Annotated in this window: 26 protein-coding genes; 14 read left to right on the forward strand and 12 right to left on the reverse strand. The window is 32.5% G+C overall.

What is annotated here, in order from left to right; translation table 11 throughout:
- The first annotated feature begins 82 nt into the window (after positions 1-82).
- The 3 genes from QLQ94_RS17490 (at position 83) to QLQ94_RS17500 (ending at position 3,231) form a co-directional block, all read left to right on the forward strand.
- A complete protein-coding gene (locus QLQ94_RS17490) occupies positions 83-1,819 on the forward strand; it encodes a sodium:solute symporter family protein (RefSeq protein ID WP_271334726.1) in 1,737 nt (578 codons plus the stop codon).
- A gap of 18 nt (positions 1,820-1,837) precedes the next feature.
- Positions 1,838-2,329: a hypothetical protein gene (locus tag QLQ94_RS17495; protein WP_271334725.1), complete on the forward strand. Its 492-nt coding sequence runs from the start codon at positions 1,838-1,840 to the stop codon at positions 2,327-2,329.
- A 272-nt stretch (positions 2,330-2,601) separates the two neighbouring features.
- Entirely contained in the window at positions 2,602-3,231 is a 630-nt protein-coding gene (locus QLQ94_RS17500) for an MCP four helix bundle domain-containing protein (RefSeq protein ID WP_271334724.1), read from the forward strand.
- Between the two features lie 145 nt (positions 3,232-3,376).
- On the opposite strand, the gene QLQ94_RS17505 is transcribed toward QLQ94_RS17500, so the two are convergent.
- The 5 genes from QLQ94_RS17505 to QLQ94_RS17525 form a co-directional block, all read right to left on the reverse strand.
- Positions 3,377-4,219 carry a DUF2911 domain-containing protein gene (locus QLQ94_RS17505; protein WP_271334723.1) on the reverse strand — a complete coding sequence of 281 codons (843 nt, stop codon included), beginning with the start codon at positions 4,217-4,219 and terminating at the stop codon, positions 3,377-3,379.
- 69 nt (positions 4,220-4,288) lie between these two features.
- Complete coding sequence (locus QLQ94_RS17510) at positions 4,289-4,951, reverse strand: HAD family hydrolase (protein ID WP_271334722.1); 663 nt, start codon at positions 4,949-4,951, stop codon at positions 4,289-4,291.
- A gap of 154 nt (positions 4,952-5,105) precedes the next feature.
- Positions 5,106-5,822: a tRNA threonylcarbamoyladenosine dehydratase gene (locus tag QLQ94_RS17515; protein ID WP_271334721.1), complete on the reverse strand. Its 717-nt coding sequence runs from the start codon at positions 5,820-5,822 to the stop codon at positions 5,106-5,108.
- 343 nt (positions 5,823-6,165) lie between these two features.
- Positions 6,166-6,831: a TatD family hydrolase gene (locus tag QLQ94_RS17520; protein ID WP_427401272.1), complete on the reverse strand. Its 666-nt coding sequence runs from the start codon at positions 6,829-6,831 to the stop codon at positions 6,166-6,168.
- A complete protein-coding gene (locus QLQ94_RS17525) occupies positions 6,831-7,430 on the reverse strand; it encodes a DUF1684 domain-containing protein (RefSeq protein WP_271334719.1) in 600 nt (199 codons plus the stop codon). The genes QLQ94_RS17520 and QLQ94_RS17525 overlap by 1 nt, the downstream gene beginning before the upstream one ends.
- Before the next feature lie 97 nt (positions 7,431-7,527).
- Between QLQ94_RS17525 and QLQ94_RS17530 the strand changes: the two genes are divergently transcribed.
- The 6 genes from QLQ94_RS17530 to QLQ94_RS17555 all read left to right on the forward strand — a co-directional run bounded on the left by QLQ94_RS17530 (position 7,528) and on the right by QLQ94_RS17555 (position 14,147).
- The gene (locus QLQ94_RS17530; protein ID WP_271334718.1) at positions 7,528-8,745 is read left to right on the forward strand and encodes an MDR family MFS transporter; all 1,218 of its coding nucleotides are present in this window, start codon (positions 7,528-7,530) and stop codon (positions 8,743-8,745) included.
- A gap of 306 nt (positions 8,746-9,051) precedes the next feature.
- The gene (locus QLQ94_RS17535) at positions 9,052-9,420 is read left to right on the forward strand and encodes a BlaI/MecI/CopY family transcriptional regulator (protein WP_271334717.1); all 369 of its coding nucleotides are present in this window, start codon (positions 9,052-9,054) and stop codon (positions 9,418-9,420) included.
- A gap of 6 nt (positions 9,421-9,426) precedes the next feature.
- Positions 9,427-11,070, forward strand: a complete 1,644-nt coding sequence (locus QLQ94_RS17540) for a M56 family metallopeptidase (protein WP_427401270.1) — start codon at positions 9,427-9,429, stop codon at positions 11,068-11,070.
- 69 nt (positions 11,071-11,139) lie between these two features.
- Complete coding sequence (locus QLQ94_RS17545; RefSeq protein ID WP_482497973.1) at positions 11,140-12,915, forward strand: M56 family metallopeptidase; 1,776 nt, start codon at positions 11,140-11,142, stop codon at positions 12,913-12,915.
- A 138-nt stretch (positions 12,916-13,053) separates the two neighbouring features.
- Positions 13,054-13,194, forward strand: a complete 141-nt coding sequence (locus QLQ94_RS17550) for an SsrA-binding protein (RefSeq protein ID WP_264537765.1) — start codon at positions 13,054-13,056, stop codon at positions 13,192-13,194.
- Between the two features lie 107 nt (positions 13,195-13,301).
- A complete protein-coding gene (locus QLQ94_RS17555; RefSeq protein ID WP_271334714.1) occupies positions 13,302-14,147 on the forward strand; it encodes an EamA family transporter in 846 nt (281 codons plus the stop codon).
- Positions 14,148-14,241: 94 nt separating this feature from the next.
- Here QLQ94_RS17555 and QLQ94_RS17560 read toward each other — a convergent pair whose 3' ends face one another.
- Positions 14,242-14,796: a fasciclin domain-containing protein gene (locus QLQ94_RS17560; RefSeq protein WP_271334713.1), complete on the reverse strand. Its 555-nt coding sequence runs from the start codon at positions 14,794-14,796 to the stop codon at positions 14,242-14,244.
- A gap of 212 nt (positions 14,797-15,008) precedes the next feature.
- Between QLQ94_RS17560 and QLQ94_RS17565 the strand changes: the two genes are divergently transcribed.
- Both QLQ94_RS17565 and QLQ94_RS17570 read left to right on the forward strand, forming a co-directional pair.
- Positions 15,009-15,941 (forward strand): cation diffusion facilitator family transporter, encoded by a 933-nt coding sequence (locus QLQ94_RS17565; protein ID WP_482497976.1) that lies wholly within the window; start codon positions 15,009-15,011, stop codon positions 15,939-15,941.
- A gap of 95 nt (positions 15,942-16,036) precedes the next feature.
- Positions 16,037-16,567 (forward strand): ExbD/TolR family protein, encoded by a 531-nt coding sequence (locus QLQ94_RS17570; RefSeq protein ID WP_271334711.1) that lies wholly within the window; start codon positions 16,037-16,039, stop codon positions 16,565-16,567.
- A 302-nt stretch (positions 16,568-16,869) separates the two neighbouring features.
- Here the strand turns inward: QLQ94_RS17570 and rpsA are convergent, their stop codons facing one another.
- Positions 16,870-18,648: a 30S ribosomal protein S1 gene (rpsA, locus tag QLQ94_RS17575; protein ID WP_271334710.1), complete on the reverse strand. Its 1,779-nt coding sequence runs from the start codon at positions 18,646-18,648 to the stop codon at positions 16,870-16,872.
- Between the two features lie 362 nt (positions 18,649-19,010).
- Positions 19,011-19,553, reverse strand: coding sequence for a hypothetical protein (locus tag QLQ94_RS17580; RefSeq protein WP_482497978.1), 543 nt, complete (start codon positions 19,551-19,553; stop codon positions 19,011-19,013).
- An 86-nt stretch (positions 19,554-19,639) separates the two neighbouring features.
- Between QLQ94_RS17580 and QLQ94_RS17585 the strand changes: the two genes are divergently transcribed.
- From QLQ94_RS17585 to dctP, 3 genes are all read left to right on the forward strand, one after another.
- Complete coding sequence (locus QLQ94_RS17585; RefSeq protein WP_427401267.1) at positions 19,640-20,155, forward strand: hypothetical protein; 516 nt, start codon at positions 19,640-19,642, stop codon at positions 20,153-20,155.
- Positions 20,156-20,443: 288 nt separating this feature from the next.
- Positions 20,444-20,977, forward strand: a complete 534-nt coding sequence (locus QLQ94_RS17590) for a type 2 periplasmic-binding domain-containing protein (protein ID WP_482497979.1) — start codon at positions 20,444-20,446, stop codon at positions 20,975-20,977.
- Positions 20,950-21,411, forward strand: a complete 462-nt coding sequence (gene dctP / locus QLQ94_RS17595; RefSeq protein ID WP_271334706.1) for a TRAP transporter substrate-binding protein DctP — start codon at positions 20,950-20,952, stop codon at positions 21,409-21,411. The genes QLQ94_RS17590 and dctP overlap by 28 nt, the downstream gene beginning before the upstream one ends.
- 68 nt (positions 21,412-21,479) lie before the next feature.
- Here dctP and QLQ94_RS17600 read toward each other — a convergent pair whose 3' ends face one another.
- From QLQ94_RS17600 to QLQ94_RS17615, 4 genes are all read right to left on the reverse strand, one after another.
- Positions 21,480-22,856, reverse strand: coding sequence for a nucleoside permease (locus tag QLQ94_RS17600; protein WP_427401265.1), 1,377 nt, complete (start codon positions 22,854-22,856; stop codon positions 21,480-21,482).
- A 68-nt stretch (positions 22,857-22,924) separates the two neighbouring features.
- Complete coding sequence (cmk, locus tag QLQ94_RS17605) at positions 22,925-23,617, reverse strand: (d)CMP kinase (protein ID WP_271334704.1); 693 nt, start codon at positions 23,615-23,617, stop codon at positions 22,925-22,927.
- Between the two features lie 35 nt (positions 23,618-23,652).
- Positions 23,653-24,255 carry a murein L,D-transpeptidase catalytic domain-containing protein gene (locus QLQ94_RS17610; RefSeq protein WP_427401264.1) on the reverse strand — a complete coding sequence of 201 codons (603 nt, stop codon included), beginning with the start codon at positions 24,253-24,255 and terminating at the stop codon, positions 23,653-23,655.
- Between the two features lie 121 nt (positions 24,256-24,376).
- Complete coding sequence (locus tag QLQ94_RS17615; protein WP_271334702.1) at positions 24,377-24,979, reverse strand: murein L,D-transpeptidase catalytic domain-containing protein; 603 nt, start codon at positions 24,977-24,979, stop codon at positions 24,377-24,379.
- Between the last annotated feature and the right edge of the window lie 227 nt (positions 24,980-25,206).

Consider the following 25,206-nt stretch of genomic DNA (forward strand, 5'->3'; position numbering starts at 1 on the left):
GAAAAGCTACACCTATGTTTTGGTAGCGAATGCAATTTACATTCTTATTTTTTTCTTAATCATGCAATTATACTCATAACCTATGCAACTATTTGACTGGATCGTACTTATTGTTACACTTTTATTTATTGTTGGTTATGGATCCTGGAAAACCAAAGGAAGTAAAAATGTAGAGGATTTTATTCTGGGCAATAACGAAACACCCTGGTATACAGTAGGACTTTCTGTAATGGCGACGCAAGCCAGCGCTATTACGTTTTTATCTACTCCGGGACAAGCGTATCATGACGGAATGGGTTTTATACAATTCTATTTTGGGTTGCCAATTGCTATGATTGTTATTTGTGTAACCTTTATTCCGTTATATCATAAGAACAAAGTATTTACCGCTTATGAGTTTTTAGAGAAACGATTCGATTTAAAAACCCGTTCACTTGCTGCTATTCTGTTTTTAGTTCAAAGAGGTTTAGGAACAGGTCTTACCATTTATGCACCAGCCATTATTTTGTCAGCTCTTTTGGGGTGGAATTTAACATTGATGAACATCATGATTGGTGTTCTCGTAATTATTTATACTTTTTCAGGAGGGACAAAAGCGGTAAACGTAACACAGAAACAACAAATGTTCGTGATTATGTCCGGGATGTTTATTACGTTTTTCCTGATTTTGCATTATTTGCCAAACGACATGACTTTTACAAGTGCATTGCATATTGCAGGTGCAAATGATAAAATGAATATCGTAGATTTCTCGTTTAATCCTGAGGAAAAATATACTTTCTGGAGCGGAATAACAGGTGGTTTTTTTCTGGCTCTTGCCTATTTTGGAACTGATCAGTCACAGGTAGGACGTTACTTGTCTGGAAAATCGGTTCGCGAAAGTCAAATGGGATTGATTATGAATGGTCTTTTAAAAGTACCAATGCAATTTTTTATTCTGCTGACAGGAGTTATGGTTTTTGTGTTTTTTCAATTCAATCCCGTTCCTTTAAATTTTAATCCGAATAATAAAATTGTAATCGAAAAATCAGCATATAAAGAGGAATATCATGGTTTAGAGAAAAAATTAAGCACACTTTCTGAAGATAAAAAAGTAATTAATTTATTGTACATCGATCAGTTGAATCAGGATTTTGACAATCCAATTTTGCGAAAGGAATTAGTGACTATATCCAATAAAGAAAAAGACCTCAGGGATCGTGCCAAAGAAATCATCTTGAGAGCAGACCCAAATAGTGAAACCAATGATAAAGACTATGTGTTTTTTCACTTTATCCTGCATTATTTACCTAAAGGTCTTATCGGTTTATTACTAGCTGTAATTCTTTCAGCAGCAATGTCGTCAACGGCCTCAGGATTAAATGCTTTGGCATCTACAACGGCAATTGATATTTATAAACGTAATCTGAAAACCGAAAAATCGGATAAGCATTATTTATATGCAACAAAGTTCTTCACTTTATTCTGGGGAATTGTAGCGATACTTTTTGCCTGCGTTGGTACTTTGTTTGAGAATTTAATTCAATTGGTAAATATCATTGGTTCTATTTTCTACGGAACTGTTTTAGGAATCTTTTTAGTTGGATTTTATTTAAACAGAGTAAAAGCAAAAGCAATGTTTATTAGTGCTATTATCAGTCAAATTACTATATTCATCATTTACTATTTTATGATCGCAATTTACCCAAGTGGTCAGGAAAAGTTAGGCTATTTATGGCTGAATTTTATTGGAGCAATGTTGACGATAATATTATCTCTTGTGCTTCAGTTTCTGTTTTTCAGAAAAGAACCCGATAATGAGGAAGTGGTTTTGGAATAAGAAATTTTTTATTGAATTATGATCGAAAAATTTCTTTCCCTACTATTACTAATTTTATGCTCTCAGGTAAAAAGTCAAAATGCTACTGCTCAGAGTCGCGAAATTGAAGACAATTCGATCTCATATCAACTTTTTACAAAATGTTTTGATAATTTGAATCAGGGTTCTGAGATTTTAGAGAAGTATCCTGCTCTTAAAGATGCAAAACTTTGTTCTCTTTTGTATTGCATGCATCTTTTAGCATATCCTGAGAAAGATATACAATTTGCAGCTGAAAATAGACTAATAGGAATTGCAACACAACTTTATAATGAAAATACTCCCGCTATATTGATTATGGGTTTGGATAGTTCCAGAACTGCTAAGGAGAGAAATAAAAATCTGGAGGACGATAACAATATTGTTTACATCAGTTACGGAGAATGTACAAATCCGGCGTTTTTAAGAGAAGGTGCTGACATTGTAAACAAGCAGACAATGCAATTGATTAATAAAAACTCTCTTAGATAAATTTTCTTTTAAAAAGAGATTCCCTAGCCCAGATAGAAGCGGTATCCTTTTTCTTGCTCCTTTAGCAAGGAAAAGATACAAGTGAATAGCTGGAAATTGCTCCCGAAAATTATAATCCTAAAATACCATACTCTGTTTATTGACGTTCAACATATCTTCGCTAAACTTTAAAACTTTACCAAAGATTGTAAAAGCTAAAACATTTTGATTCTACCCCAAAAATTATATCTTTGAGAAACTAAGTATTTACAAATTAGCAAAAACACATCACTATGAAGGACCTGAAGAGATATAGCAATAAAACTAAGGCCGCTTTTATTTTACTTATTGTGATGCTGATCATTTTGCTGGGGAATTTTAATACACTGCAAAATTCAAAAAACGTAAACAAAAATATTAATGAAATTTATAACGACCGATTGGTTGTAGCGCACTATATTTTTCAATATTCAAAAGAGCTTCATTTCATAAAAGCCGAAGCGGAAAAACTCGATTTAAGCGATAATATCAAAAAGGACGAGATCATTCATACTTTGAGTATTATTCATAATATTGATGATTTATACGCAAAGACTGTACTGACCAATAAAGAAAAACAATATTTCGATATTCTCTTAAGTACGTGTAAAGAAATTGACAAACAAGTGGTTAACAAAGACTGGAGCAAGATTGCCAACCTAAGTCATTATGCTTTAACGACTTTAGAATCTTTATCGCAAATCCAGATCCAGGAAGGAAAGGCAAAATTGGCAAGCGCTAATGCTATGTATAGTAAAAATAACAGTCTGGGTCAATTGCAAATTGCGTTGCTTATAATTTTGGGCGGAATCACTTTTTATCTGTTAATCGTAAAAAAAATTAAGAGAAGTATCAAAATTCCGGAGCCGCCAAGTATGAACTAATTCACTTTTTTCGGTTTTGTATCTTCTCCCTTAATTACAAGATCGTTTATACTGGAAAATCACCAAAAAAAAATCCAAATTCCAAACTTCAACAAGTTTAGAATTTGGATTTTTAATATTTAGATTTTAATAATTCAAAGAATTATTATCTGCTCCATTCAGCAATACTGTCTTTATTCAATTTTACGTAATCCTGATTATTAGCAGCTTCAGCAGCAGCAAGAGAAGCTTTTGCAGTTTCAACAGCTCCTTTTTTATCACCTTGTTTTGCCTGGATCTGTGCTTTTAATCTTAGTATAAAGTATGGTTTCTCAGTACTCATATCTAATGATTTATCTACGTAAGTTCTGGCTGTTTCGATGTTTCCATTAGATTGAAACAAATATGTCGCTGCAGCAAAATAGTCGTTAGATGTTGGTCCTGCTAATGTTTTTTCGATACTTGCCGTTGCAATTTTTGCAGTAGGAACTTCAAATTTTAAGGCTACATGAGAGTTTTCCCAAGCCATGTCCAGATATCCAAAGTTTGGATCTAAACCATTAATTCCAATCGTAAAAGTCTCAAGAGGTGTTGATAAAGCATCTTCTTTTACCGTAGTTCTCAAAGCTACATACGAATCGCTCCAATTTTCAGGCAATCCCCAGTTGTCAGTAGAAAGGTAAAAAATCACTTCCCAGCTTTCTATTTTCGGAATTGTATAAATTGCATATTTTCCTTTCTTCAATGTTTTGCCATCGATCACAACATCATCACTAAAATTAATGATTGTGTTTTCGTTAGCTCCGGTTCTCCATAATTTACCAAACGGAACTAAATTTCCAAATACCGCTCTACCTCTGGCGCCTGGTCTGGAATATGTAACTTCGACATCAGTTAATCCTACAGTTTGCTTAATATAACCTTTCGGACTCGCTTGTGGTGTTTTTATTTGTGCTTCTGTAGCAAATGGAGCCAAAACAATGGCCAATGCAATAAGTAGTTTTTTCATGTTTGAGTATATTTTGTTTGTTCAAATTTACAACTTCAAATACTGAACAAATGTTAAATTTTCTATAATTCAGCCCTGTAACTGTGATATTTTTTGAGCATTTAACTCGTTAAAATTATTTATAATTATATCTGCCTCAGATAGATCCTGCAATTTAGAATGATGGCTGTTATAACCAACACAAAAGATACCTGCCGCTTTTGCCGCTTTTACCCCATTTGTACTGTCCTCAATGATGATACACTCTTCTTTTGGAGCTATTGATAATGAAGCGGCGTGCAAAAAAATGGCCGGATTTGGTTTTGACTGCGGAAAATCTTCCCCACTCACAATATCCGTAAAATACTGATGTAAATTGAATCTCGTAAAAACACGTTCAATGGTTACTTTTGAAGCTGATGAAGCTAAAATCAATTGTATTCCGCTCGCATATAAATCTTTAATAAGATTTTCGACACCTTCTAATAAATACAAATCTTCTTTAGTATCAAAAGCATCATTAAATATGCTTCTCTTTCTTTGTATCAGATCTTCTACCTCGTGCTGTATCGTTGGAAAAAATCCTTTTAGGGTCTGAAACGTATTACGAGTCGAAAATCCGGTAAACGAAGTATACATTTCTTCGGTTACTTCTATTTCTAATTCAGAAAATTGTTTGTAATAGGCATAACGGTGAACAGGCTCAGTGTCAACAATTACACCATCCATATCAAAAATTACTGTTTTTATCATTTTTTTTAAGTTACTAAGGTTCTGAGTTGCGAAGGCTCTAAGTTTTTTTGTTTCAGGTTTCTCCCTTGTGATATCCTTGTTAAAGTTTAAAACTTTGACAAAAATTGCCGTGTTCAGAACTTGAAACAAATAAAACCTGAAACCTAAAATAAATCTATTCTTTCTTCAACAAATATCTGATCACAGTTTCGGCAGCATACAGGCCAAATAATCCTGGCATATAACTGTTGGTTCCATAAAACGATTTTTTAAAGTTTTTCCCGTCAGTCAGTTTTAGGCTTTTTTCGTCTTGGATTTCAGAAGAGAAAACCACTTTCAATTTATTAATATTTTCTCCTTTTAATCGTTTTCTAATGGCTTTAGAAAGAAAGCAATTCATAGTTTTAGAAATATCACTCACTTTTACTTTAGACGCTAACATTTTTCCACCAGCGCCCATACTGCTAATGATTTTAACCCTTTTACGTTTTGCTCCAATGATTAAATTCAATTTTGGAGTTACACTGTCAATACAATCCAGTACATAATCAAAATCAGGTGAAATGATTTCAAAAGCTCTTTCCGGAGATAAAAATTCCTGCACGCGTGTTAGTTTCAATTCAGGATTAATATCCATCAAACGGTCTCCAACAATGGTTATTTTAGGTTGCCCAACTGTAGAATTTAGTGCCGGTAATTGTCGGTTAATATTCGTGATATCCACTACATCTCCATCTACAATAGTCATGCTCCCTACTCCTGCTCTTGCCAAAAATTCAGCAGCAAATGATCCAACTCCTCCTAATCCGACTACCAAAACATTCGAGTTTTGCAAGTTATGTAATCCCTCTTTTGTAAATAAAAGCTCGGCTCTTTCTGTCCACTCTGCCATATGTTATTTTGTTATTTTTTACTTGTTTTAAAATTTTGCTTCAAGTTAAGATTCGCCAGCTTTCAACAAACCCAACAGCTAATCTTGCTTCTTTCTTCTATTCTCTATTCTCTTTTCTTTATATTCTATTCTCTATTCTCTATATTCTCCTTGTCAAACACTTTTCTATATTTAGACTCGCCAGCTTTCAACAAACCCAACAGCTAATCTTGCTTCTTTCTTCTATTCTCTATTATCTATTCTCTTTTCTCTATATTCTCCTTCTCAAACACTTTTCTATATTTAGATTCGCCAACTTTCAACAAACCCAATAGCTAATCTTGCTTCTTTCTTCTATTCTTTATTATCTTTTCTCTATATTCTCCTTCTCAAACACTTTTCTATAATTACTTGAGATAATCTCTTGTAATTCATTAATTGTTATATTTTTATATTCTGATGCTACATTATAAACTTCGCTAATTCCTTCTTCGATCGTATCCGTTTCAAGAAAAAACCGATCGTTTGGAATATCCTGAAAAACAGTTTTTAAATCTGGTTTTTTAAGTAAATATTTCCCAAACGAAATATAAAAGCCATCTTTAATGAGTTGATTCGCAATTTGACTATTTTTAGAAAAACCATGAATAATCATCGGAACAGAGATATTCAGCTTCTTTTTAATCGCAATTACTTCCTGAAAGGCAGCGACACAATGTATTACTACAGGTTTACTATATTTTTCAGCCAAAGCTAATTGCTTTTCGAAAACTATAATTTGTTTCTCTAACGGAATTTCAATTCGTTTGTCTAAACCACATTCACCAATTGCCAGACAATTTTCAGTTTGTAATTTTTCTTCTATAATTCTCAAATCCTCATCAATTCTCTCATCTTTAATATACCACGGATGAATTCCTATGGAATAAAAAGGAATCGAAACATCAAACTCATTTGGATATTGATTTACTAATTCCAAAATATGAGCTTCATTCGTGAATTGATGTGTATGACAATTAAAAAATTCCATTAGTGAAATGTTTTTACACCTGCATTAATTGCTACACTCAAATCATTTTCTAAAGGAACTAAAGGACATGAATATTTATGATTATAAGCACAATACGGATTGTACGCCTGATTAAAATCGACTGCGATCGTATTCCCTTTCGGTATTTTCAAATCGATATATCTTCCTCCAATATAACTTTCCTTACCACTGGTTAAATCTGAGAAAGGAAGGAACAAATGATCTTTATATTCTTTCTTTTTCGAAAGCTCAATATTTCTATAGACATTCAGTTTAAGAGCAACACCATCTATCGTAAAATACAAAGTTCCGTATTTTATATATTTTGGTGTTCTCGTTCCTGTAGTTTTCATTTCAAAAACCTTTTCGTCCTTTGCCTTTTCAAATTTTGCATTCACGAAGTAGTTGGAATTTACAGGAAAAAAATCCAGCGATTTAAAAGTTTTTAAATCTTCTTCCATTAACGGACTTTCTTTAGGATCAGCATATTCTGAGTTTATCTTCTTTTGAAATTTTTCAGTTTCTTTCTGATCAAATTTATTCTGGCCAAAACAGAAATTTACAAGTAACAATACAAGAAAAGCAATAACATTTTTCATCTTCGAAATTTTGAGCAAAAATAGTTTAAAAGTAACAAAGCAGCAACGGATGATCTCTACAAAGTTTCTTAACTTTGTTGCAAATAACATATTTGTAATGCTCAAAACCGCTTTTAGTCACTATATCAATAATTTTAAAGGATTTTCAAGAGAAATTTGGATACTCGCAATTGTTACATTTATAAATCGTGCCGGAACGATGGTACTTCCTTTTCTGTCAAAATATTTAAAAGAAGACCTTCATTTTACTTATAATCAAGTTGGTTGGATTATGGTTGCGTTTGGTCTTGGGTCAATGTTAGGTTCGTGGCTGGGTGGAAAATTATCTGATAAAATTGGTTTTTATAAAATCATGATTTTTAGTTTGTTTACGAGCGGAGTTTCACTTTTCTTTATTCAATATATCACTACTTTTTGGACTTTATGTTTCGCAATGTTTTGTTTAATGACTATTGCAGATATGTTCAGGCCGGCGATGTTTGTTTCTTTGGGTGCGTATGCAAAACCCGAAAACAGAACCCGTGCTTTGACTTTGGTACGTTTAGCGGTAAATCTGGGTTTTGCTGCAGGACCTGCTTTAGGAGGTTTAATTATTATGGGAATTGGATATTCAGGATTGTTCTGGATTGATGGTGCATCGTGTATTGTTTCGATTTCGATTTTTGCCTTATTAGTTAAGGAGAAGAAAAAAACGGTGCATGAAGATAAAGCGGAAAGTGCAGCAGATATAAAATCAGTTTTTCATGATAAAATCTTTTGGGTTTTCTTATTCGTGAGTTTTGTGACGGCTATGATTTTCTTTCAGCTTTTTACTACGTTACCTTTATATCACAATGAAAAATTTGGCTTAACCGAATTTCAAACGGGTTTATTGATGACTTTAAACGGACTTTTAATATTTGCTCTCGAAATGCCAACAGTTGGTTATATGGAGAGAAAAGGTTTTCCTAAAATAAGAATAATTATTCTGGGGTCTTTTGTTATGGCTTCGAGCTTCTTTTTATTATTAATAAATGTTTGGGCCGGAATTCTTGTTATTAGTATGATTTGTATCTCGATTGGAGAGATCCTGACTTTTCCGTTTTCTAATGCTTTTGCATTAAGCCGTGCGCCACGTGGACAGGAAGGACGTTATATGGCGCTTTATACAATGAGTTTTAGTTTAGCACATATTATTAGTTCTAAAGTTGGTTTCGAGATTATCTCTCGATTAGGTTACCAAATCAATTGGCTTTTTATGGCCTGCATTGGAGTTATTGCAACGCTGTGTTGCTTTTGGATCAAAAAAGAATTGCTCAGAGAAAAAATCTCTTAAAACTAAATTTTACCACACAGGTCTATAAGATTTTATCCGGAATAATCTTGACAGCTCAAAGTTTGCAAAGCTTTTATCAAATGTAGCTTTGCGAACTTTGCGTTTTTATAAAACTACTTAATTTTAAAATCTTCGCGCGTTTTGCGGTTATTTTTTTCACTCCTATTTCAACCTCCGGATTTACAAGGCTAAAGCACTATTTTCTATACTTTAAAATCAGACCAAACGTCTTTTTTAGTTAAATAACTATATTTATAGTTGCGTAACTATAAATATAGTTGTACGTTTGAATTAAAATTAGAAAACATGCAAAAGTTAACAAACAAAGAAGAGGAAATCATGCAGATTTTATGGAAGCTCAAAAAAGCATTCGTAAAAGAAATTCAGGCAGAAATCACTGAAGACCAGCCACATTATAATACACTTTCGACTATTGTGCGTAATCTTGAAGAAAAAGGTTTTGTTGCTCATAACGCTTTTGGAAACACGCACCAGTATTATCCTGTAATAACATTGGAGGCTTACAGCAAAAAATATATGAATACTGCCATTGATAACTATTTTAATAGCTCATATAAAAACATGGTTTCATTTTTTGCTAAAGAAGAAAAAATTTCAGCAGCCGAATTACGTGAAATCCTGGCCATGATTGAAAATCCTAACGAAGAAAAATAATCCCTTATGGAAACACTTTTCATATTTATCGGAAAATCAAGTGCATTACTGGCTTTGTTTTATTGCGCTTATTATTTTTTATTGCGCAAAGAGACTTTTTTCAATAATAACAGATGGTTTTTATTGTCCGGTTTATTTACTTCGATAATCTTACCATTCATAGTTTATACTAAAATTGTCTGGGTTGCTCCTGCTCCAATTTCCAATATAAACTTTTCTGAAATTAATGAAGTGCAAAATATTGAAAATAGTGTTTTGCAAATTAATCTCAATGTAGTTTTGCTTTCCCTTTACAGTATTGGATTCCTCGCGTTATTAATAAAATTCGCTATCGATTTCTATAGTTTAAATACTGTTTTAAAAGGTAAAAAAGTAAAACAACAAGCTGATTTTAAATTCATTGATACAAATCAAAATATTGCGCCTTTTTCTTATTTCGACTATATCGTGTACAACTCATCACTGTATACTGCAATAGAATTAGAAAGTATTATTGAACATGAAAAAGTGCATAGTGAGCAAAATCATACTATCGACGTGTTAATATCAAGAATCTTTTGTGTCTTATTCTGGTTTAATCCTATAGTTTGGCTTTACAAAAAAGCGATCCTGCAAAATCTTGAATTCATTGCAGATAATGAAGCTGCACAAAAAATATCCGATAAAAAAGCATATCAATACACGCTTTTAAAAATAACAACACATGAAAACTGTGTTGCCATTACCAATCATTTTTATCAATCATTAATCAAAAAACGAATCATTATGTTAAACAAAAATCAATCAAAAAAGAGAAATTCATGGAAATTTTGTGTTGTAATTCCAGCACTTGCAGCTTTTGTACTTTTATTTCAAATTGAAGTTATTGCAAAAGAGAGACAGCAAATTATAAAAGAGCTTTCTGGAAAAATTAAATCTGTGGACGTTTATAAAATCAAAAAGAATTCTACCGATGCTGAATTAAAAGAAATCAAAGAGAAATTAAAAACAATTCATAATGTTGACTTTGAAGCTTCTGAAATTAAGAGAAATTCTTTAAGCGATTTAACATCACTTAAAATTGATATCAAAAACGGAAATCAGCAAACACAATCTATTCAGACTGGAGGAAATAAAACGATCCAGGATTTTGGAATAATTGTTACAACAGACAACGATGGCAGCAAAAAAGTAGGTATTCGTACGGCTGATGAAACAGATAAAGATCAAAAAATTGTTGCTCGCAAAAACCTGAAAAATGTTGTAAACACAAGCGATAACACTAATTCAACCACTACAAAAACCAATTCTAATTCTGATAACAATGTTAAAGCTAATTCTAATACTAATAAAAATGTTAGTGCAAACACTAGTACAACTAATGTAAATACTGATGCAAGTACAAATGTCGATAGTTCAGTCACTGTAAATGTGAATGATGATGCTAAATCAGGAACTACAGTTAAGATATCTTCTAAAAAATCAGGGTCTCAGAAAAATTTAGATCAATTAGTAATTGTAGATGGTGTCGTTATTAATGAAAAAGTAACAACTGACGATCTTCAGGAGCTAAATATAAAAAGCATGGAAATTTATAAAGGAATTGACGCAATTGTAAAGTATGGCGAACAAGGAAAAAATGGCGTTATTATAATTGAAACCAGAAAATAGTTTCAGTTTAAAAAAATCCGGATCACACGGTAAATAACCAATTATAGAAGAAGAAATAATCCAATTTTTATGGAAGCACTTTTTATTTTTATCATAAAATCGAGCGCGCTATTAGTGTTGTTTTATTGTGCTTACTATTTTTTATTAGACAAAGAAACCTTCTTCAATAGCAACAGGTGGTTTTTATTAGCCGGCTTATTCACATCATTGATTTTACCTTTTGTAGTTTTCACTAAAATAGTCTGGATCGATCCGGCGCCTGTTTCGATTTTAAATACAAATGCAATTTCAGTTCTAAACAAATCTCAGATTTCTTTCTATCGCAGTGCCCAAATAGAATCTTTCGATATTAATTGGAGTTACATTTTACTAGCCATTTACAGCATAGGATTTTTAACCTTATTAGTAAAATTTGCTATTGATTTCTATAGTTTAAATTCTGTTTTAAAAGATAAAAAAGTACAACAACAGGCAGATTTTAAATTCGTAGATATTAAAGAAAATATCGCTCCATTTTCTTATTTTGATTATATCGTGTACAACTCATCAATGTTTACGGCCTCAGAATTAGAAAATATTATCGAACACGAAAAAGTACATAGCGATCAAAATCATACTGTAGATGTTTTAGTTTCAAGAATATTCTGTATACTATTTTGGTTCAACCCGATAATTTGGATGTACAAAAAAGCGATTTTACAAAATCTTGAGTTCATTGCAGATAATGAAGCTGCGAAGAAAATATCAGACAAAAAAGCGTACCAATACACGCTTTTAAAAATAACAACACATGAAAGTTGTGTTGCAATCACCAATCATTTTTATCAATCATTAATCAAAAAACGAATCGTCATGTTAAACAAAAATCAATCAAAAAAACGAAATTGCTGGAAATACTATACTATTATTCCAGTACTTATAGCTTTTGTGCTTTTATTTCAAATCAGGACAATAGCACAAGAAAAAGAGAGAAAAGATCTTAAAGAGAATACTCAAAATGAGACTCCGGTTTATGTTTTAAAAATTCGAAAAAACACGACCGATCAAGAACTAAAGGAGATGGCCGAAAAATTAAAGAAAGATCATAATATTGATATGGTGGTATCAAATGTAAAACGAAACACTCAAAATGAGCTAACAGCTATTAAAGTTGATATCAATAAAGAGACAGAAAATGCTCAGAGCATTGAGGTAGAAGGAGATGAAGCGATTAAAAATTGTGGAATTATAGTTACAACTAAAGATGGTTTAAAAAATATTAATTTGCTTACTGATGGTTTAATTGATGAACCAGCGACTATTAGAAAACGTATTGCAGAAATAAGCCAGACGAATGGTTCTAATCTTCTTCCAGCTTCTCCTGTGTCCCCAACTCCTCCAGCTCTTCCTGCTTTCCCTACCGAACCAATACCTCAAGCTCCAAATGCTGATATATCTAAAATGCCAAATCCCCCAATAGCGCCTGCAGATCGTAAAGATAAAGTAGCAATGGCTAAATTTGAAATAGAAATGGCTGAGTTTGAGAAAAAGATGGAAACTTTTCAGCCTGATATGTCAGCTTACGAAAAACAAGTAGAAGAAATCATGTCGCAAAGAGAAGCTGCGTACGAAAAAGAAATGGCAAAATACAATCTTGCCATGGACAAGTTTAGTAGTGATATGGACAAGCTCAATATTGAGATGGAACAAAAATATGGAAAGGATTCTAAAATATACGAAACCAGCATGAAACAACGGAACCTGGAAATGAGGAGACTGGAGATAAACAAAAGACAACACGAGAAAGATGTCCTGCTTCATGAAAGGGAACTTCAGAAAATAGAAAGACAAAATAATAGATTTTAATTTTAAACCCTCATAAATCTTAATTAAATACTCAAAAAACAGAATAAATTCCTGCGTAACATACTAGGAAAAACTCCAAGAAAGACTTTGCCCAACCGCAAAGTCTTTTTTTATATCTTTGAGGAAAATTAACCTTCCATGTATAAAATTTTAGCCAAAATAAATAAAATCCTTCTGCCCAGTTTTACCAAACAAGGTCTGGACATCTCTAAAGCCAAAAAATGGCAAATGGCTATTATTGGTTATCGTGCTTATGTTACAAAACGTGCTTTAGAATAATACAAACCTTATAGGTAAACAGTTGATTTTAAGCTCAAAAAACACTTTTTTAAGAAATAAGAAATAGCTTACTCTAAATACATTTCTTATTTCATTACATCTTTCTCATGAAAAATAAAGAATTCAATATCCCTCCTATTTACGCCGTACTTTTAGCTATTGTCAGTGTGCAATGTGGAGCCGCAATTGCTAAAAGCCTTTTTCCTGCAATTGGTGCTGCGGGAACAGCATCAATTCGAATTGGGGTTTCGGCAATAATTTTATTAATAGCCTATAGACCAAACCTAAAAGCCATTACGCCAAAACAATGGAAAATTGTAGTTCCGTACGGTTTGTCTTTAGGCGCCATGAATTTGATCTTTTATCTCGCAATAGAAAGAATTCCAATTGGTTTAGCCGTTACATTAGAATTTATAGGTCCTTTGTTAGTAGCCATTATTGGATCAAGGCGTTTAATAGATTATTGTTGGGTTTTGCTTGCAGCAACTGGAATTGTCTTAATAGCCCCCTGGTCAAATGATCGGGTCGATATATTAGGGGTTGCTTTTGCACTCTTAGCCGGTGCTTTTTGGGCAGCATATATTATTTTAGGAGGTAAAGTTTCTCAGATTATGAATGGAGGACAAGCAGTATCAACCGGAATGTTGTTTGCTGCTATTTTAATTCTTCCTGTTGGTTTTTATGAAAACGGATTGGTCAATCTTACTCCAAAACTTTTTGGTATGGGCGTTGCATTGGCATTGCTGTCAAGCGCTATTCCGTTTACGCTTGAAATGAAAGCCCTGGGTCAACTTCCTCCACGAACTTTTAGTATTTTAATGAGCTTAGAGCCTGCAGCGGCTTCTATTTGTGCCTTTTTATTTCTACAGGAAAAACTGGACCTTTATGAAGTTCTGGCTGTGTTTTGTGTGGTTGTAGCTTCTGCCGGATCAACATTGACAGCTAAAAGATAAAACTTAAAAAGATTAAAAATCAAAAATTCCAAATTCCAATTTAAAAGTTGGGATTTGGAATTTTTAATTATTGCAATTTTTATTAATACAGCTATTATTTTTTTGGCAATAATACAGTATCAACTACATGAATTACACCGTTAGACTGATTTACATCTGCAATCGTAACTTTAGCATTATTTCCGCTTTCGTCAGTGATGTATAAATCTTTTCCTTTCATCCAGGCAGTAAGAGTTCCACCGCTAACAGTTTTGAAAGTAGCTTTTCCTTTTCCTGCTTTAATTGCTTTTGCAATATCAGAAGCATTCATTTTTCCTGCAACAACATGATAGGTCAGGATTGTTTGCAACATTTTTTTGTTTTCAGGTTTCAATAATGTTTCAACAGTACCTTTTGGTAATTTATCAAACGCTGCATTTGTTGGGGCAAAAACGGTGAATGGTCCTTTGCCTTCTAGTGTTTCAACTAATCCGGCAGCTTTTACAGCAGCTACTAATGTCGTGTGGTCTTTTGAGTTTACGGCATTTTCAATAATATTTTTGTTTGGGTACATTGCAGCTCCGCCAACCATTACAGTTTTCTGTGCAAATGAAGTAAATCCAAATCCTAATGCTAAAATTGCTACGGCTAAAAATTTTCTAGTTTTCATGATTAAATATTTTAAGTTATAAGCTCATTTACGGGGTAATAATTGTTTTGGTTTTATTAAATATCTAAAAAAGATAAAAAAAAGTTAAAAAATTCACAAAGAAGGCTGTAAAACAAGCCTTTAATCCCTAAAATTATTTTTGATTATTTTTAAATTCAGAAGGGCTTTCGTCTTTTTATTATTACTAATTTTAAGTATAAAATTTAATTTTAATGGAAAATCAAAACCAATCCGATCACGGAACTAAACATATTATACAAAGTTTACTCGTAAATGTTGTCATTGCAGTATCAAAAGGATTTGCTGCATTTATGACCGGATCCGGTGCAATGCTTGCTGAAACTATTCACTCTACCGCAGATTGTGCTAATCAGCTTTTACTATTGCTTGGGGTAAAACAAGCTAAAAAAGATGCCGACTCTGAACATCCGTTCGGATATGGAAAATCAGTTTATTTTTGGTCTTTTATGGTAGCCATGCTGTTATTTTCTATTGGTGGAATGTTTTCTGTCTATGAAGGTGTGCATAAATACAACAATCCCGAACCGGTACACAATATTGGCTGGGCGATTGGAATTATTATTTTTTCAATTTTAATGGAAGGTTATGCTTTAATTTCTAACATTAAAGAAATCCAAAAACGCAAAAAAGCAATTTCATTTTTTCGTTATCTCCATGTTACAAAAGACAGCGATTTGATTATTATATTTGGAGAAAATGCGGCAGCTGTTTTAGGATTATTCCTCGCTTTAATTGCACTTTTGGTATCACATTATACAGGTGACAGCCGCTATGATGCTATTGGCTCTCTTTGTATTGGCCTTGTATTGATTGCCGTTGCAATCTTTCTCGCAAGTGAAGTAAAGTCATTATTGATTGGAGAAAGTGCTGATCCTGAAATCTTAGAAATGATACATGAAATAGCCAAGGCAGAAAATAATATCACCGAAGTATTAAATTGCAGAACGGTTCAGCAAGGCCCGGGAGAAGTTTTGGTATGCATTAAAATAAAAATTGTTCCGGATCTCAATACTCAAAGTATTAGCTTACTAATTAATGATTTCGAAGAAAAGTTACGAACAAAACGACCTGATGTAAAATGGCTCTATATTGAACCTGATTTTCAGGAATGGAAAACAATTTGAAATTAAATGTCATTTCTATATTAAAATTATTATATTTATTTAACATTTTTAGTAAAAACAGTTCTGTTCTTAATTTATTTAAAATTTGATTTATTATGATACCAAATAAAGTTAGAAGTAAAAAGTTAAGTACAAGGGTTGATTTAACCGCAATGGTCAGCGTTTCTTTTTTGTTGATTATATTTTTTATGGTTGCAACTGAATTAAGGAAACCTAAAACCGCTGATTTAAGTTTGCCTCCAAAAGATTTGGATGAAGAATGGAGTCGTGTAATTAGTTGTGGTGGAGATGCAAGCCGCATTATAACAGTTTTACTAGATGATAATGATAAAGTAATTAGTTATTCCGGACTTTTATTTACTCCAATAACAGGCCCAAAAGAATTAAGTTATGGAAAGAATGGAATCCGTAAAGAACTTTTTAGCAGAAGTAAAACTATTCATGAATATTCGGCAGCACTTGGAAAACCAAGAAACGGTCCGATTGTAATTATAAAACCAAGCAAAAAATCAAACTTTAAAAATTTAGTTGATATTCTTGACGAAATGGCGATTGCTAAAATTGAAACTTATGCGATTGTAAATGATTACACTCCTGAAGAATCAAAATTATTGGCTTCAAAATAAATATCTTTTGAAAACAAATGCCCTAGCCCTGATTGAAGTGGAAATCCTTTTTATTTTTTCCTTTAAAAAATAAAAAGATTGAAGCGCAAAGCAGGAAACAGCTCCTGATTAAACAAAAATTAATTCCTAAATTTCTAATCTCAATGCTTAAATATTGCTTTCTAATAGAAATGCACTTCTCCCGAAGCCTCGGGACACTGAGCGTGACAACTTGAAACTTAAAACAAACAAAACCTGAAACAAAATAACATAAAAAAAGTCCCACATTGCTGTGGGACTTTCTATTTAGAGGAAACTAAGAATTATTTTTTCTCAGTTTTTTCCATTTTAGCTTTCAATGCAGCTAATACATCATTGTTATCTCCTAAAGTTGCAGCTGGTGCATTTGTAGATGAGTTAGATGAAGTATTTTCAGTTTGAGTTTTTACATTTTTCTCTTCTTCTTCACGGAAGATAGCAGTGTGAGATGCAACTACTCTTTTGAATTCTTTGTTAAATTCGATTACTTTGAAATCAGCAGTATCACCTTTTTTCAATTTCTTTCCGTCTTCTTTTTCAAGGTGACGAGTAGGAATGAAAGCAACGATATCATCTCCGAATTCTACAGTAGCTCCTTTGTCAACGATTTCAGAAATTTCACCATTGTGGATAGTTCCTACAGCGAAAGAATCTTCGTATTGATCCCAAGGATTAGCAGTAGTTTGTTTGTGACCTAAAGATAATTTACGTCCTTCAACATCTAATTCTAATACTACTACATCAAGTTTCTCACCAACATTTACAAATTCAGATGGGTGTTTGATTTTCTTAGTCCAAGATAAGTCAGAGATGTAAATTAATCCATCAATTCCTTCTTCTAATTCTACGAAAATACCAAAGTTTGTAAAGTTTCTAACGATACCTGTATGTTTAGAACCTACTGGGTATTTAGAAGTAATGTCAGTCCATGGATCCTGAGTCAATTGTTTGATACCTAATGACATTTTACGGTCATCTCTATCTAATGTTAAGATAACAGCTTCAACAACATCTCCAACTTTTACGAAATCCTGAGCAGAACGTAAATGAGTTGACCATGACATTTCAGAAACGTGGATTAAACCTTCAACACCTTCAGCAACTTCGATAAATGCACCGTAATCAGCGATTACAACTACTTTACCTTTTACTTTATCACCAATGTTTAAGTTAGCATCTAAAGCGTCCCATGGGTGAGCGTTTAATTGTTTCAATCCTAATTGAATTCTTGTTTTCTCATCATCGAAATCAAGGATTACAACGTTTAATTTTTGGTCTAATTCAAGAACTTCACTTGGGTGGTTGATTCTACTCCAAGAAAGGTCAGTAATGTGAATTAATCCATCAACACCACCTAAGTCAATAAACACACCATAAGAAGTAATGTTTTTAACAACACCTTCTAATACTTGTCCTTTTTGTAATTGACCGATGATTTCTTTTTTCTGTACTTCGATATCAGCTTCGATAAGCGCTTTATGAGATACAACAACGTTTTTGAATTCGTGGTTAATTTTTACCACTTTGAATTCCATCATTTTGTTTACGTATACATCGTAGTCTCTAATTGGCTTAACGTCAATTTGAGAACCAGGTAAGAAAGCTTCAATTCCAAAAACGTCAACGATCATACCACCTTTAGTTCTGCATTTTACAAAACCATTAACGATTTCTCCTGTTTCGTTTGCAGAAATAACTCTATCCCAAGATTTGATAGTACGTGCTTTTCTGTGAGATAATACTAATTGACCAGTTTTATCCTCACGGATGTCGATTAATACTTCTACTTTGTCACCTACTTTTAGGTTTGGGTTGTAACGGAATTCGTTTAAAGAAATAACACCTTCCGATTTTGCATTGATATCAACGATAACGTCTCTATCTGTAATTCTAACAACTACACCTTCTACTACTTCTTCTTGATCTGTAGCGATGAAAGTTTTTGATACTAAGTCTTCGAATTCTTGTAAGTTTTTCTCATCTACTGCATCGATACCTTCTTCGAAGTTATGCCAGTTAAAATTTGCTAAAAACTCTTCTTGTGATTTTAATTGTTCAGACATGCTGATAAAAAATTTGTATTCTGCTTTTCTTGAGTTTCATAAAGCGATAGAAAAAACAGAAGTTGTTTTACATAAATAGTTGATACCTAATGGAAACTCTTCTCTGCCAAAAGGTTTGCAAAATTAATACATTTTTCTGTAATAGCAAAACAATTCTAAATGATTATCACTCTATTGTTCAGGAGCAGCAAATTTAAGGGTTTTCAAGGCCTGAAGTCCCGCTCTCGCTCCTATCTTTTTCTGTCTAAAGAAGCCAGAAAAAGGATACCCGCTCTATCGGGGCTAGATTAGAGGTTTTGTGGTTTTAAGAAACTATAAATTATTAGGAATTTAAACTATTTAATAACGCAAAAATAAAAATATTATAATTTACTCCCTTGTCTCCCATTCTTACTAATTTGCTTCCAAACTTCTGCGTTTGAAAATACTTGCTTCTTAAAAAACAATTGTACATTAGGAAACTCATCATAAAAACGCTCAGTCCCCATATCAAAACTTATTGTAAAATAAGATGATGAAAAAGCTTTATCGTAATCTGATGACCAAGATAAAGTGAGTGTTGAAAAATGAATTCCTTTAATTTTTTTCAAAATATTTTTTTCTACAAACACTCTTTTTTTTTTGCACATTATATCAATTGAAGTGCAATTTTCCCCATCAAATTTAACATTTACTACTTCTCCTGTTTTATAAGTTACATACGCTTCAGTTAATTTCCTTTTTCCGGAAATTATTTCATCACAAATATTTCCTAATCTCGAATCATCGTAATTCAAGACTAAAGGCTCTTTGTCATCAAAAATAAATTTAACGCTTTTTGGATACTCTCCTCTATCCTTATGAGCATATATAGAAGCAAAAGCCAACAATGAAAAAATCAAAAAAAACACTTTTAAATTTCTCATAAATATTTTTATTTTTTACAATTCTTTATTCATCAAAGTAAGTAGGCTAATTTATGCAATAAGTTTTAATTACTTACTTTTACTTTATGACCATGACACTCGACCAAATAAAACTAAAAATTGAAACTTTCCATCAAAACGGACAAGTCATCAACGCCGTTTATTGGCTTTTAAAAAAGTACAACCTCAAAAACAAGAATTTAAAAAGATTTGAGTTTAGAGAAAAAGCAAAACCTGACTTTATCCTAATGACAACTGAAGGTGAATTTGGCGAACCACAAATTATCAGAATCCCAGAAAACACTTTTGAGTTTCCACTAGAACTAATGCTGATTCTTATTGTGCATGAAATGGTTCATGTCAATCAAAAAACAGCAAAACCATACGTATTGGATAAAAACGAGCGGGAGTGGCAAGCGTATTATGAAATGAACTTTCGCAATTTATTTCCGCAAGTTCCTCAAATATCTAACTTTCATAAGAAATTCTTCGCTCAAAAAGGCTTAGAATATTACAACCGAATGGGCGAAGGTTCTGAACTACAAAAAAAATACGCCATACAGAAAAAACAAGTCGAAGATTTGATTGAGTCATTGCCATAATTTTTTTAGACGCCAAACTTCAACAGGTTTTAAAAATCAATAGAACTCACTATATGTAAAGATCTGTTAATAAATAAGTTTAAAACCAAATAGAGTTAATTACATAAGAATTTTATGTCTTATTTTGATAGTTTTGAGATTATTTAAACCGTTTCGGGACAAATGCGTGATAAATAAAATTATATTTTGCCTCCTATTTAAATATAAAAGCAAAAACAATGAAAAAAAACATTTTTCTCCACTCTATTCACAATGATTATCTTATCAGTTAATGCACAAAAATCAACAGTGAAAATCCTAAAATATTCGGATCATGAACCACTCGGCGGAATGCGAACCCGATTCATAAAAGAAGTTTTCTTTCCTGCAATTGAAAAAGAATCAAAAGGACGCTTAAAAATAGATGATCATTGGGGAAGCGAAATTGCAACTGGCTACGATGCTTTACAAGCAACGGGGAAAGATAATACTACAGACATGTCTATTGTCGTTCCTGAATATGTAGCAAATAATCTGCCCTTACATCAAATCTTTAAAAGTTTTCCAAAAGGTCCAACCGGAGATAATCAAGTAAAATTCTTTCGTCAAGTAAATGAGAAAATTCCAGCTTTTCCGGAAGAATTAGAAAAACAAAACGTAGTCAACGTATTTTTTGCAACTGGATTTCCAGTAGCTTTCTTAAGTACAAAACCATTAAATAATCTCCAGGACATTAAGGGCGAAAAGTGGCGATCTGCCAGTTTTTGGCACAAAGATTTTCTACAAAATGCAGGAGCTATTCCTGTTACGATGCCATGGGCAAAGGAGTTTATGGTGCTTTGAAAGAAGGCACTTTAGACGGGCTTATGGTAAACATTGATAGCGGACATGATATAAATGCTCATGAAGTCGCTCCTAATGTTGTCGCTTCAAAAGAATTATGGCTAGGACACGTTTATCTTCTGGTCATGAATAAAGATACATGGAACAGTCTTGCAAAAGAAGACCAACAAGCCATTCAACGCGCTGCTGAAAGTGCATATAAAACTTTAGGTGCTGTAATGGATAAAATCTTTACTGCTATGATAAAAAGCATGAAAAATGATGGTGTAAATATCCGAATTTTAAAATCTAAAGAAGTTAAAGAATGGCAAGACATGACTCGTTATAAAGAAGTCCAACGCAATTGGGCAAAAGAACAAGAATCAAAAAACATTAAAGACGCCAGTACTATTGTTGAAAAAGTCAGCGTTATTTTAAATGATTTCACTAAGTAAAATTTCCAAAAAACAAAAATCCCGTTTTCAATAAATCGAAAACGGGATTTTTATATATTATAAAGTCATTAATGACTTAAATTTTCTATTTCCTTTGGGTCATGTTTATGCTTGAATAAAACAGCAAAAGCAATTGCGATCACCAAAGCATAAGCCGCAAACGACAACCAGATTGTATGCCAGTCTTTCATTAAGATTGGATTTGTGAAAATTCCGTCTGTCGAAATTGAGTTTCCTTGTCCTTTTACAAATTCCAGCATTTTAGAATTCGTGCTGTCTGTTTGTAAAAAACCTGCTAATTCAGTTGTATTAGTAAATGATTTTGTAAAGAAACGATCAATAGCCCAACCTGAAGTTAAACTTCCTAAAACCGCTCCTACTCCATTGGTCATCATCATAAATAACCCTTGTGCTGATGAACGTATTTTAGAATCGGTATTACTTTCTACGAATAATGAACCGGAGATATTAAAGAAATCAAATGCCATACCGTAGACAATACAAGACATAATAATCATCCACAAACCACCTACAGGATCTCCAAAAGCGAATAATCCGAAACGCAAGACCCACGCCAGCATACTAATTAGCATTACTTGTTTGATACCAAAACGTCTTAAGAAAAACGGAATTGCCAAAATAAACAAAGTTTCAGAAACCTGAGAGATCGACATAATAATAGTCGAATATTGAATTACAAAAGAATCTGCATATTTAGGAAAATGTTTGAATTCATCCAGAAATACATCTCCATAAGCATTTGTCAATTGTAATGCGCCTCCCAAAAACATAGAAAACACAAAAAATAAAGCCATTTTATAATTTCCAAATAGCTTAAAAGCTTCCAGACCTAAAGTTTCTACTAACGTAGCATCTTCTTTAGTCAATCGCTGTGGTGCACATTTTGGCAATGTAAAAGCATAAACCCCAAGAATTAACGCACCAACTCCGGCAATATAAAACTGATATTCAGTTGCTTTACTTCCACTTAAATTAGTAATCCACATTGCAGCAATAAAACCAATAGTTCCCCAAACACGAATAGGCGGAAAATCTTTTACTATGTTTTTATTATTTAATTTTAGTGAAGTATACGAAATTGAATTACTCAAAGCAATTGTTGGCATATAACAGCACATTGCAGCAAACATTACGTATATAAAATTATCCGGTGTAGTAACTTGAGCAATGCCAAATAAAACCAATGCATAGATTATATGTAAAAAACCATATAACTTTTCTGCGTTTATCCATCTATCTGCAATAATTCCGGTAAGAGTGGGCATAAATAAGGAAGCGATTCCCATGGTTCCAAAAACAAGACCAAATTGGGTTCCTTCCCAATTTTTAGTTCCAAACCAATAATTTCCAATTGTTATAAGCCAGGCTCCCCAAACAAAAAATTGAAGAAAGCTCATTATAATCAACCTGTTTTTAATTCCCATATGATGAAATTGTCTTTTTTAATAAATGAAGCGGTAAAACTACCATTAAAATAAATATCTACAAAAATTTAATTCGTTTTAACAACATCATTTATCAATTCTAAAACAGCTGAAAATTGCTCTTCTCTATTTAAGTAGGAATTATCTATTTCTATTGCATCATCAGCAATTATTAAAGGCGAATCTTCACGGTGTGTATCTATATAATCTCTCTCGACTACATTTTTTAAAACATCCTCATAAGACACATCATCTCCTTTTTCCTGTAACTCATCAAAACGTCTTTGTGCACGGGTTTCAGCACTTGCAGTCATGAAAATTTTAAGTTCGGCATTCGGAAAAACAACCGTTCCTATATCCCTGCCATCCATAACTATTCCTTTGTTTTTTCCCATTTCTTTTTGTTGCTCTACCAATTTAGAACGCACTTCAGAAACTTCTGCTACTTTACTGACAAAACTGGAAACCTCTATAGTTCTAATTTGCTTTTCGACGTTTTCACCATTCAGGTACATTTCGCCAAATCCTAAATCAGCATTGAATTTAAACTCTAATTGAATTTTTGGCAAAGCATCAACCAGGGCTTTTTTGTCAAAAGAATCAGTACCTATAAAGTGATTTTGCATTGCAAAGTAAGCAACGGCGCGATACATTGCTCCAGTATCGACATAAACATACTCCAACTCTTTTGCTAATTGTTTTGCTAAAGTGCTTTTTCCTGTTGATGAAAATCCATCAATAGCAACCGTAATTTTTTTCAATGTTTTATTTTTTAAAGTTTAAACAGTTATGGCTCTTAATAATAAATACTCATAACAATATGTGATTTTGAGTTATCGATTATTTGAGCGATTCGGTCAAAATATTTTTTATTTACCATAGGACAACCGTAACTGTTGCAAATATAGTTATCCTGTTCTTTATATGGAACATCAAAATAATAATGAAATACAATATCACGACTAAATGCATTACTATTTGTCGCGTCTAATCCGTGTAGTCTGTAAGATTTCCCAAACTTCCCGTAATACCGATTTCCTATAGAATATGTGCCTAATGAAGTACTTAGTGAATTTGGGATATTACTAAATTTAAGCTTTCCTTTGATTCCCGTTTCAGAACCGGAACCATGCGCAACGATTCCTCTGTCGATTATTTTATTATTTTTTAAATCATAAACAAAAAAACGAAACTTACCTGAGTGCACTTTCATATCAATAAAAAAAACAAAATTTTTATTATACTTTGCGCTACTGTTTACGATCTTTTTAACAGCATCGATCTGAGCTATGTCAATACTTTTCGTATTAAGCAAAGAGAAATCTTTCTTTTTAAAAATAATTACATATCCAATAAAAAGCGATAACATTAAAAGAAAAACAAAAAAAATCTTCTTCATATTATGCTTACAGTTAATTTATTAAAGATTTTAAAAAGACCAATTGCCAGAAATAAGCACTCACTATTGAGAACTATCTCAATAGCAAACCAAGCACAAGAATATAAGTTGTGTGAAGTATTTAATAGTAAATATCCAAAACGATATTTGACTTAGAAGTATCTATTATTTTTTCGATTCTCTTAAAGAATTGCTCGTTAACCATTGGGCACCCATGGCTATTACTGATATAATAATCCTGCTCCTCATATGGAACTGCTGAATAATAATGCAAAACAATAGCTCTCGACAAAGCATTGTCATTAGTTTGATCCAAACCGCTTAATTTATAAGCTTTGCCAAATCCTCCCTTATAACATTTTCCTATAGCATATCTACCTAATGCTGTGCAATTTGAATTGGGTGTATTACTAAATCTCAGACTTCCTTTTACTCCCGTTTCAGATCCGGAACCGTGAGCAACAAGGCCTTGATCTATTATCTTATTGTTTACAAGGTCATAAACAAAAAAGCGATTTTTGCCTGATGGTATTCTCATGTCAACAAAAAAAGCAATCTTAGTATTGTACTTAGGATCAATACTAATCATGTTTCGTATTTCGCTCACTCTGGTATTCATTCTTTCTACTTCCACAGTAGTCATCACATCATCTTCTTTAAAGTAATGTTTTGAGGCCGTAAAAAACCCTACAGTCACAAATAAAAACAAACTGATTATTTTCATATAACTATTGAAAATTTAAGATTAGACTAAAAAGACTTGTGTTAGTTGCCAATATATATCTTGAATACGAATAATTAAACTTTAACTTTTTCACTTTTAAACCAAAACTGATGAAACTCCTGAGGATCAGGAATTACCAGCGCCAAATTTACATAATTTTTTTTTAATTTTATATAAAAACCACAAATCAATTACTTTGCCAATACAATTATAACTTTCTAATGCTG

The organism is Flavobacterium sp. B114r (assembly GCF_056824125.1).

Excerpts from the sequence above, each read along its gene's own strand:
- QLQ94_RS17490 (WP_271334726.1), top strand. The coding sequence starts at position 83 with ATGCAACTATTTGACTGGATCGTACTTATTGTTACACTTTTATTTATT.
- QLQ94_RS17495 (WP_271334725.1), top strand. The coding sequence starts at position 1,838 with ATGATCGAAAAATTTCTTTCCCTACTATTACTAATTTTATGCTCTCAG.
- QLQ94_RS17500 (WP_271334724.1), top strand. The coding sequence starts at position 2,602 with ATGAAGGACCTGAAGAGATATAGCAATAAAACTAAGGCCGCTTTTATT.
- QLQ94_RS17505 (WP_271334723.1), bottom strand. The coding sequence starts at position 4,219 with ATGAAAAAACTACTTATTGCATTGGCCATTGTTTTGGCTCCATTTGCT.
- QLQ94_RS17510 (WP_271334722.1), bottom strand. The coding sequence starts at position 4,951 with ATGATAAAAACAGTAATTTTTGATATGGATGGTGTAATTGTTGACACT.
- QLQ94_RS17515 (WP_271334721.1), bottom strand. The coding sequence starts at position 5,822 with ATGGCAGAGTGGACAGAAAGAGCCGAGCTTTTATTTACAAAAGAGGGA.
- QLQ94_RS17520 (WP_427401272.1), bottom strand. The coding sequence starts at position 6,831 with ATGGAATTTTTTAATTGTCATACACATCAATTCACGAATGAAGCTCAT.
- QLQ94_RS17525 (WP_271334719.1), bottom strand. The coding sequence starts at position 7,430 with ATGAAAAATGTTATTGCTTTTCTTGTATTGTTACTTGTAAATTTCTGT.
- QLQ94_RS17530 (WP_271334718.1), top strand. The coding sequence starts at position 7,528 with ATGCTCAAAACCGCTTTTAGTCACTATATCAATAATTTTAAAGGATTT.
- QLQ94_RS17535 (WP_271334717.1), top strand. The coding sequence starts at position 9,052 with ATGCAAAAGTTAACAAACAAAGAAGAGGAAATCATGCAGATTTTATGG.
- QLQ94_RS17540 (WP_427401270.1), top strand. The coding sequence starts at position 9,427 with ATGGAAACACTTTTCATATTTATCGGAAAATCAAGTGCATTACTGGCT.
- QLQ94_RS17545 (WP_482497973.1), top strand. The coding sequence starts at position 11,140 with ATGGAAGCACTTTTTATTTTTATCATAAAATCGAGCGCGCTATTAGTG.
- QLQ94_RS17550 (WP_264537765.1), top strand. The coding sequence starts at position 13,054 with ATGTATAAAATTTTAGCCAAAATAAATAAAATCCTTCTGCCCAGTTTT.
- QLQ94_RS17555 (WP_271334714.1), top strand. The coding sequence starts at position 13,302 with ATGAAAAATAAAGAATTCAATATCCCTCCTATTTACGCCGTACTTTTA.
- QLQ94_RS17560 (WP_271334713.1), bottom strand. The coding sequence starts at position 14,796 with ATGAAAACTAGAAAATTTTTAGCCGTAGCAATTTTAGCATTAGGATTT.
- QLQ94_RS17565 (WP_482497976.1), top strand. The coding sequence starts at position 15,009 with ATGGAAAATCAAAACCAATCCGATCACGGAACTAAACATATTATACAA.
- QLQ94_RS17570 (WP_271334711.1), top strand. The coding sequence starts at position 16,037 with ATGATACCAAATAAAGTTAGAAGTAAAAAGTTAAGTACAAGGGTTGAT.
- rpsA (WP_271334710.1), bottom strand. The coding sequence starts at position 18,648 with ATGTCTGAACAATTAAAATCACAAGAAGAGTTTTTAGCAAATTTTAAC.
- QLQ94_RS17580 (WP_482497978.1), bottom strand. The coding sequence starts at position 19,553 with ATGAGAAATTTAAAAGTGTTTTTTTTGATTTTTTCATTGTTGGCTTTT.
- QLQ94_RS17585 (WP_427401267.1), top strand. The coding sequence starts at position 19,640 with ATGACCATGACACTCGACCAAATAAAACTAAAAATTGAAACTTTCCAT.
- dctP (WP_271334706.1), top strand. The coding sequence starts at position 20,950 with ATGGGCAAAGGAGTTTATGGTGCTTTGAAAGAAGGCACTTTAGACGGG.
- QLQ94_RS17600 (WP_427401265.1), bottom strand. The coding sequence starts at position 22,856 with ATGGGAATTAAAAACAGGTTGATTATAATGAGCTTTCTTCAATTTTTT.
- QLQ94_RS17610 (WP_427401264.1), bottom strand. The coding sequence starts at position 24,255 with ATGAAGAAGATTTTTTTTGTTTTTCTTTTAATGTTATCGCTTTTTATT.
- QLQ94_RS17615 (WP_271334702.1), bottom strand. The coding sequence starts at position 24,979 with ATGAAAATAATCAGTTTGTTTTTATTTGTGACTGTAGGGTTTTTTACG.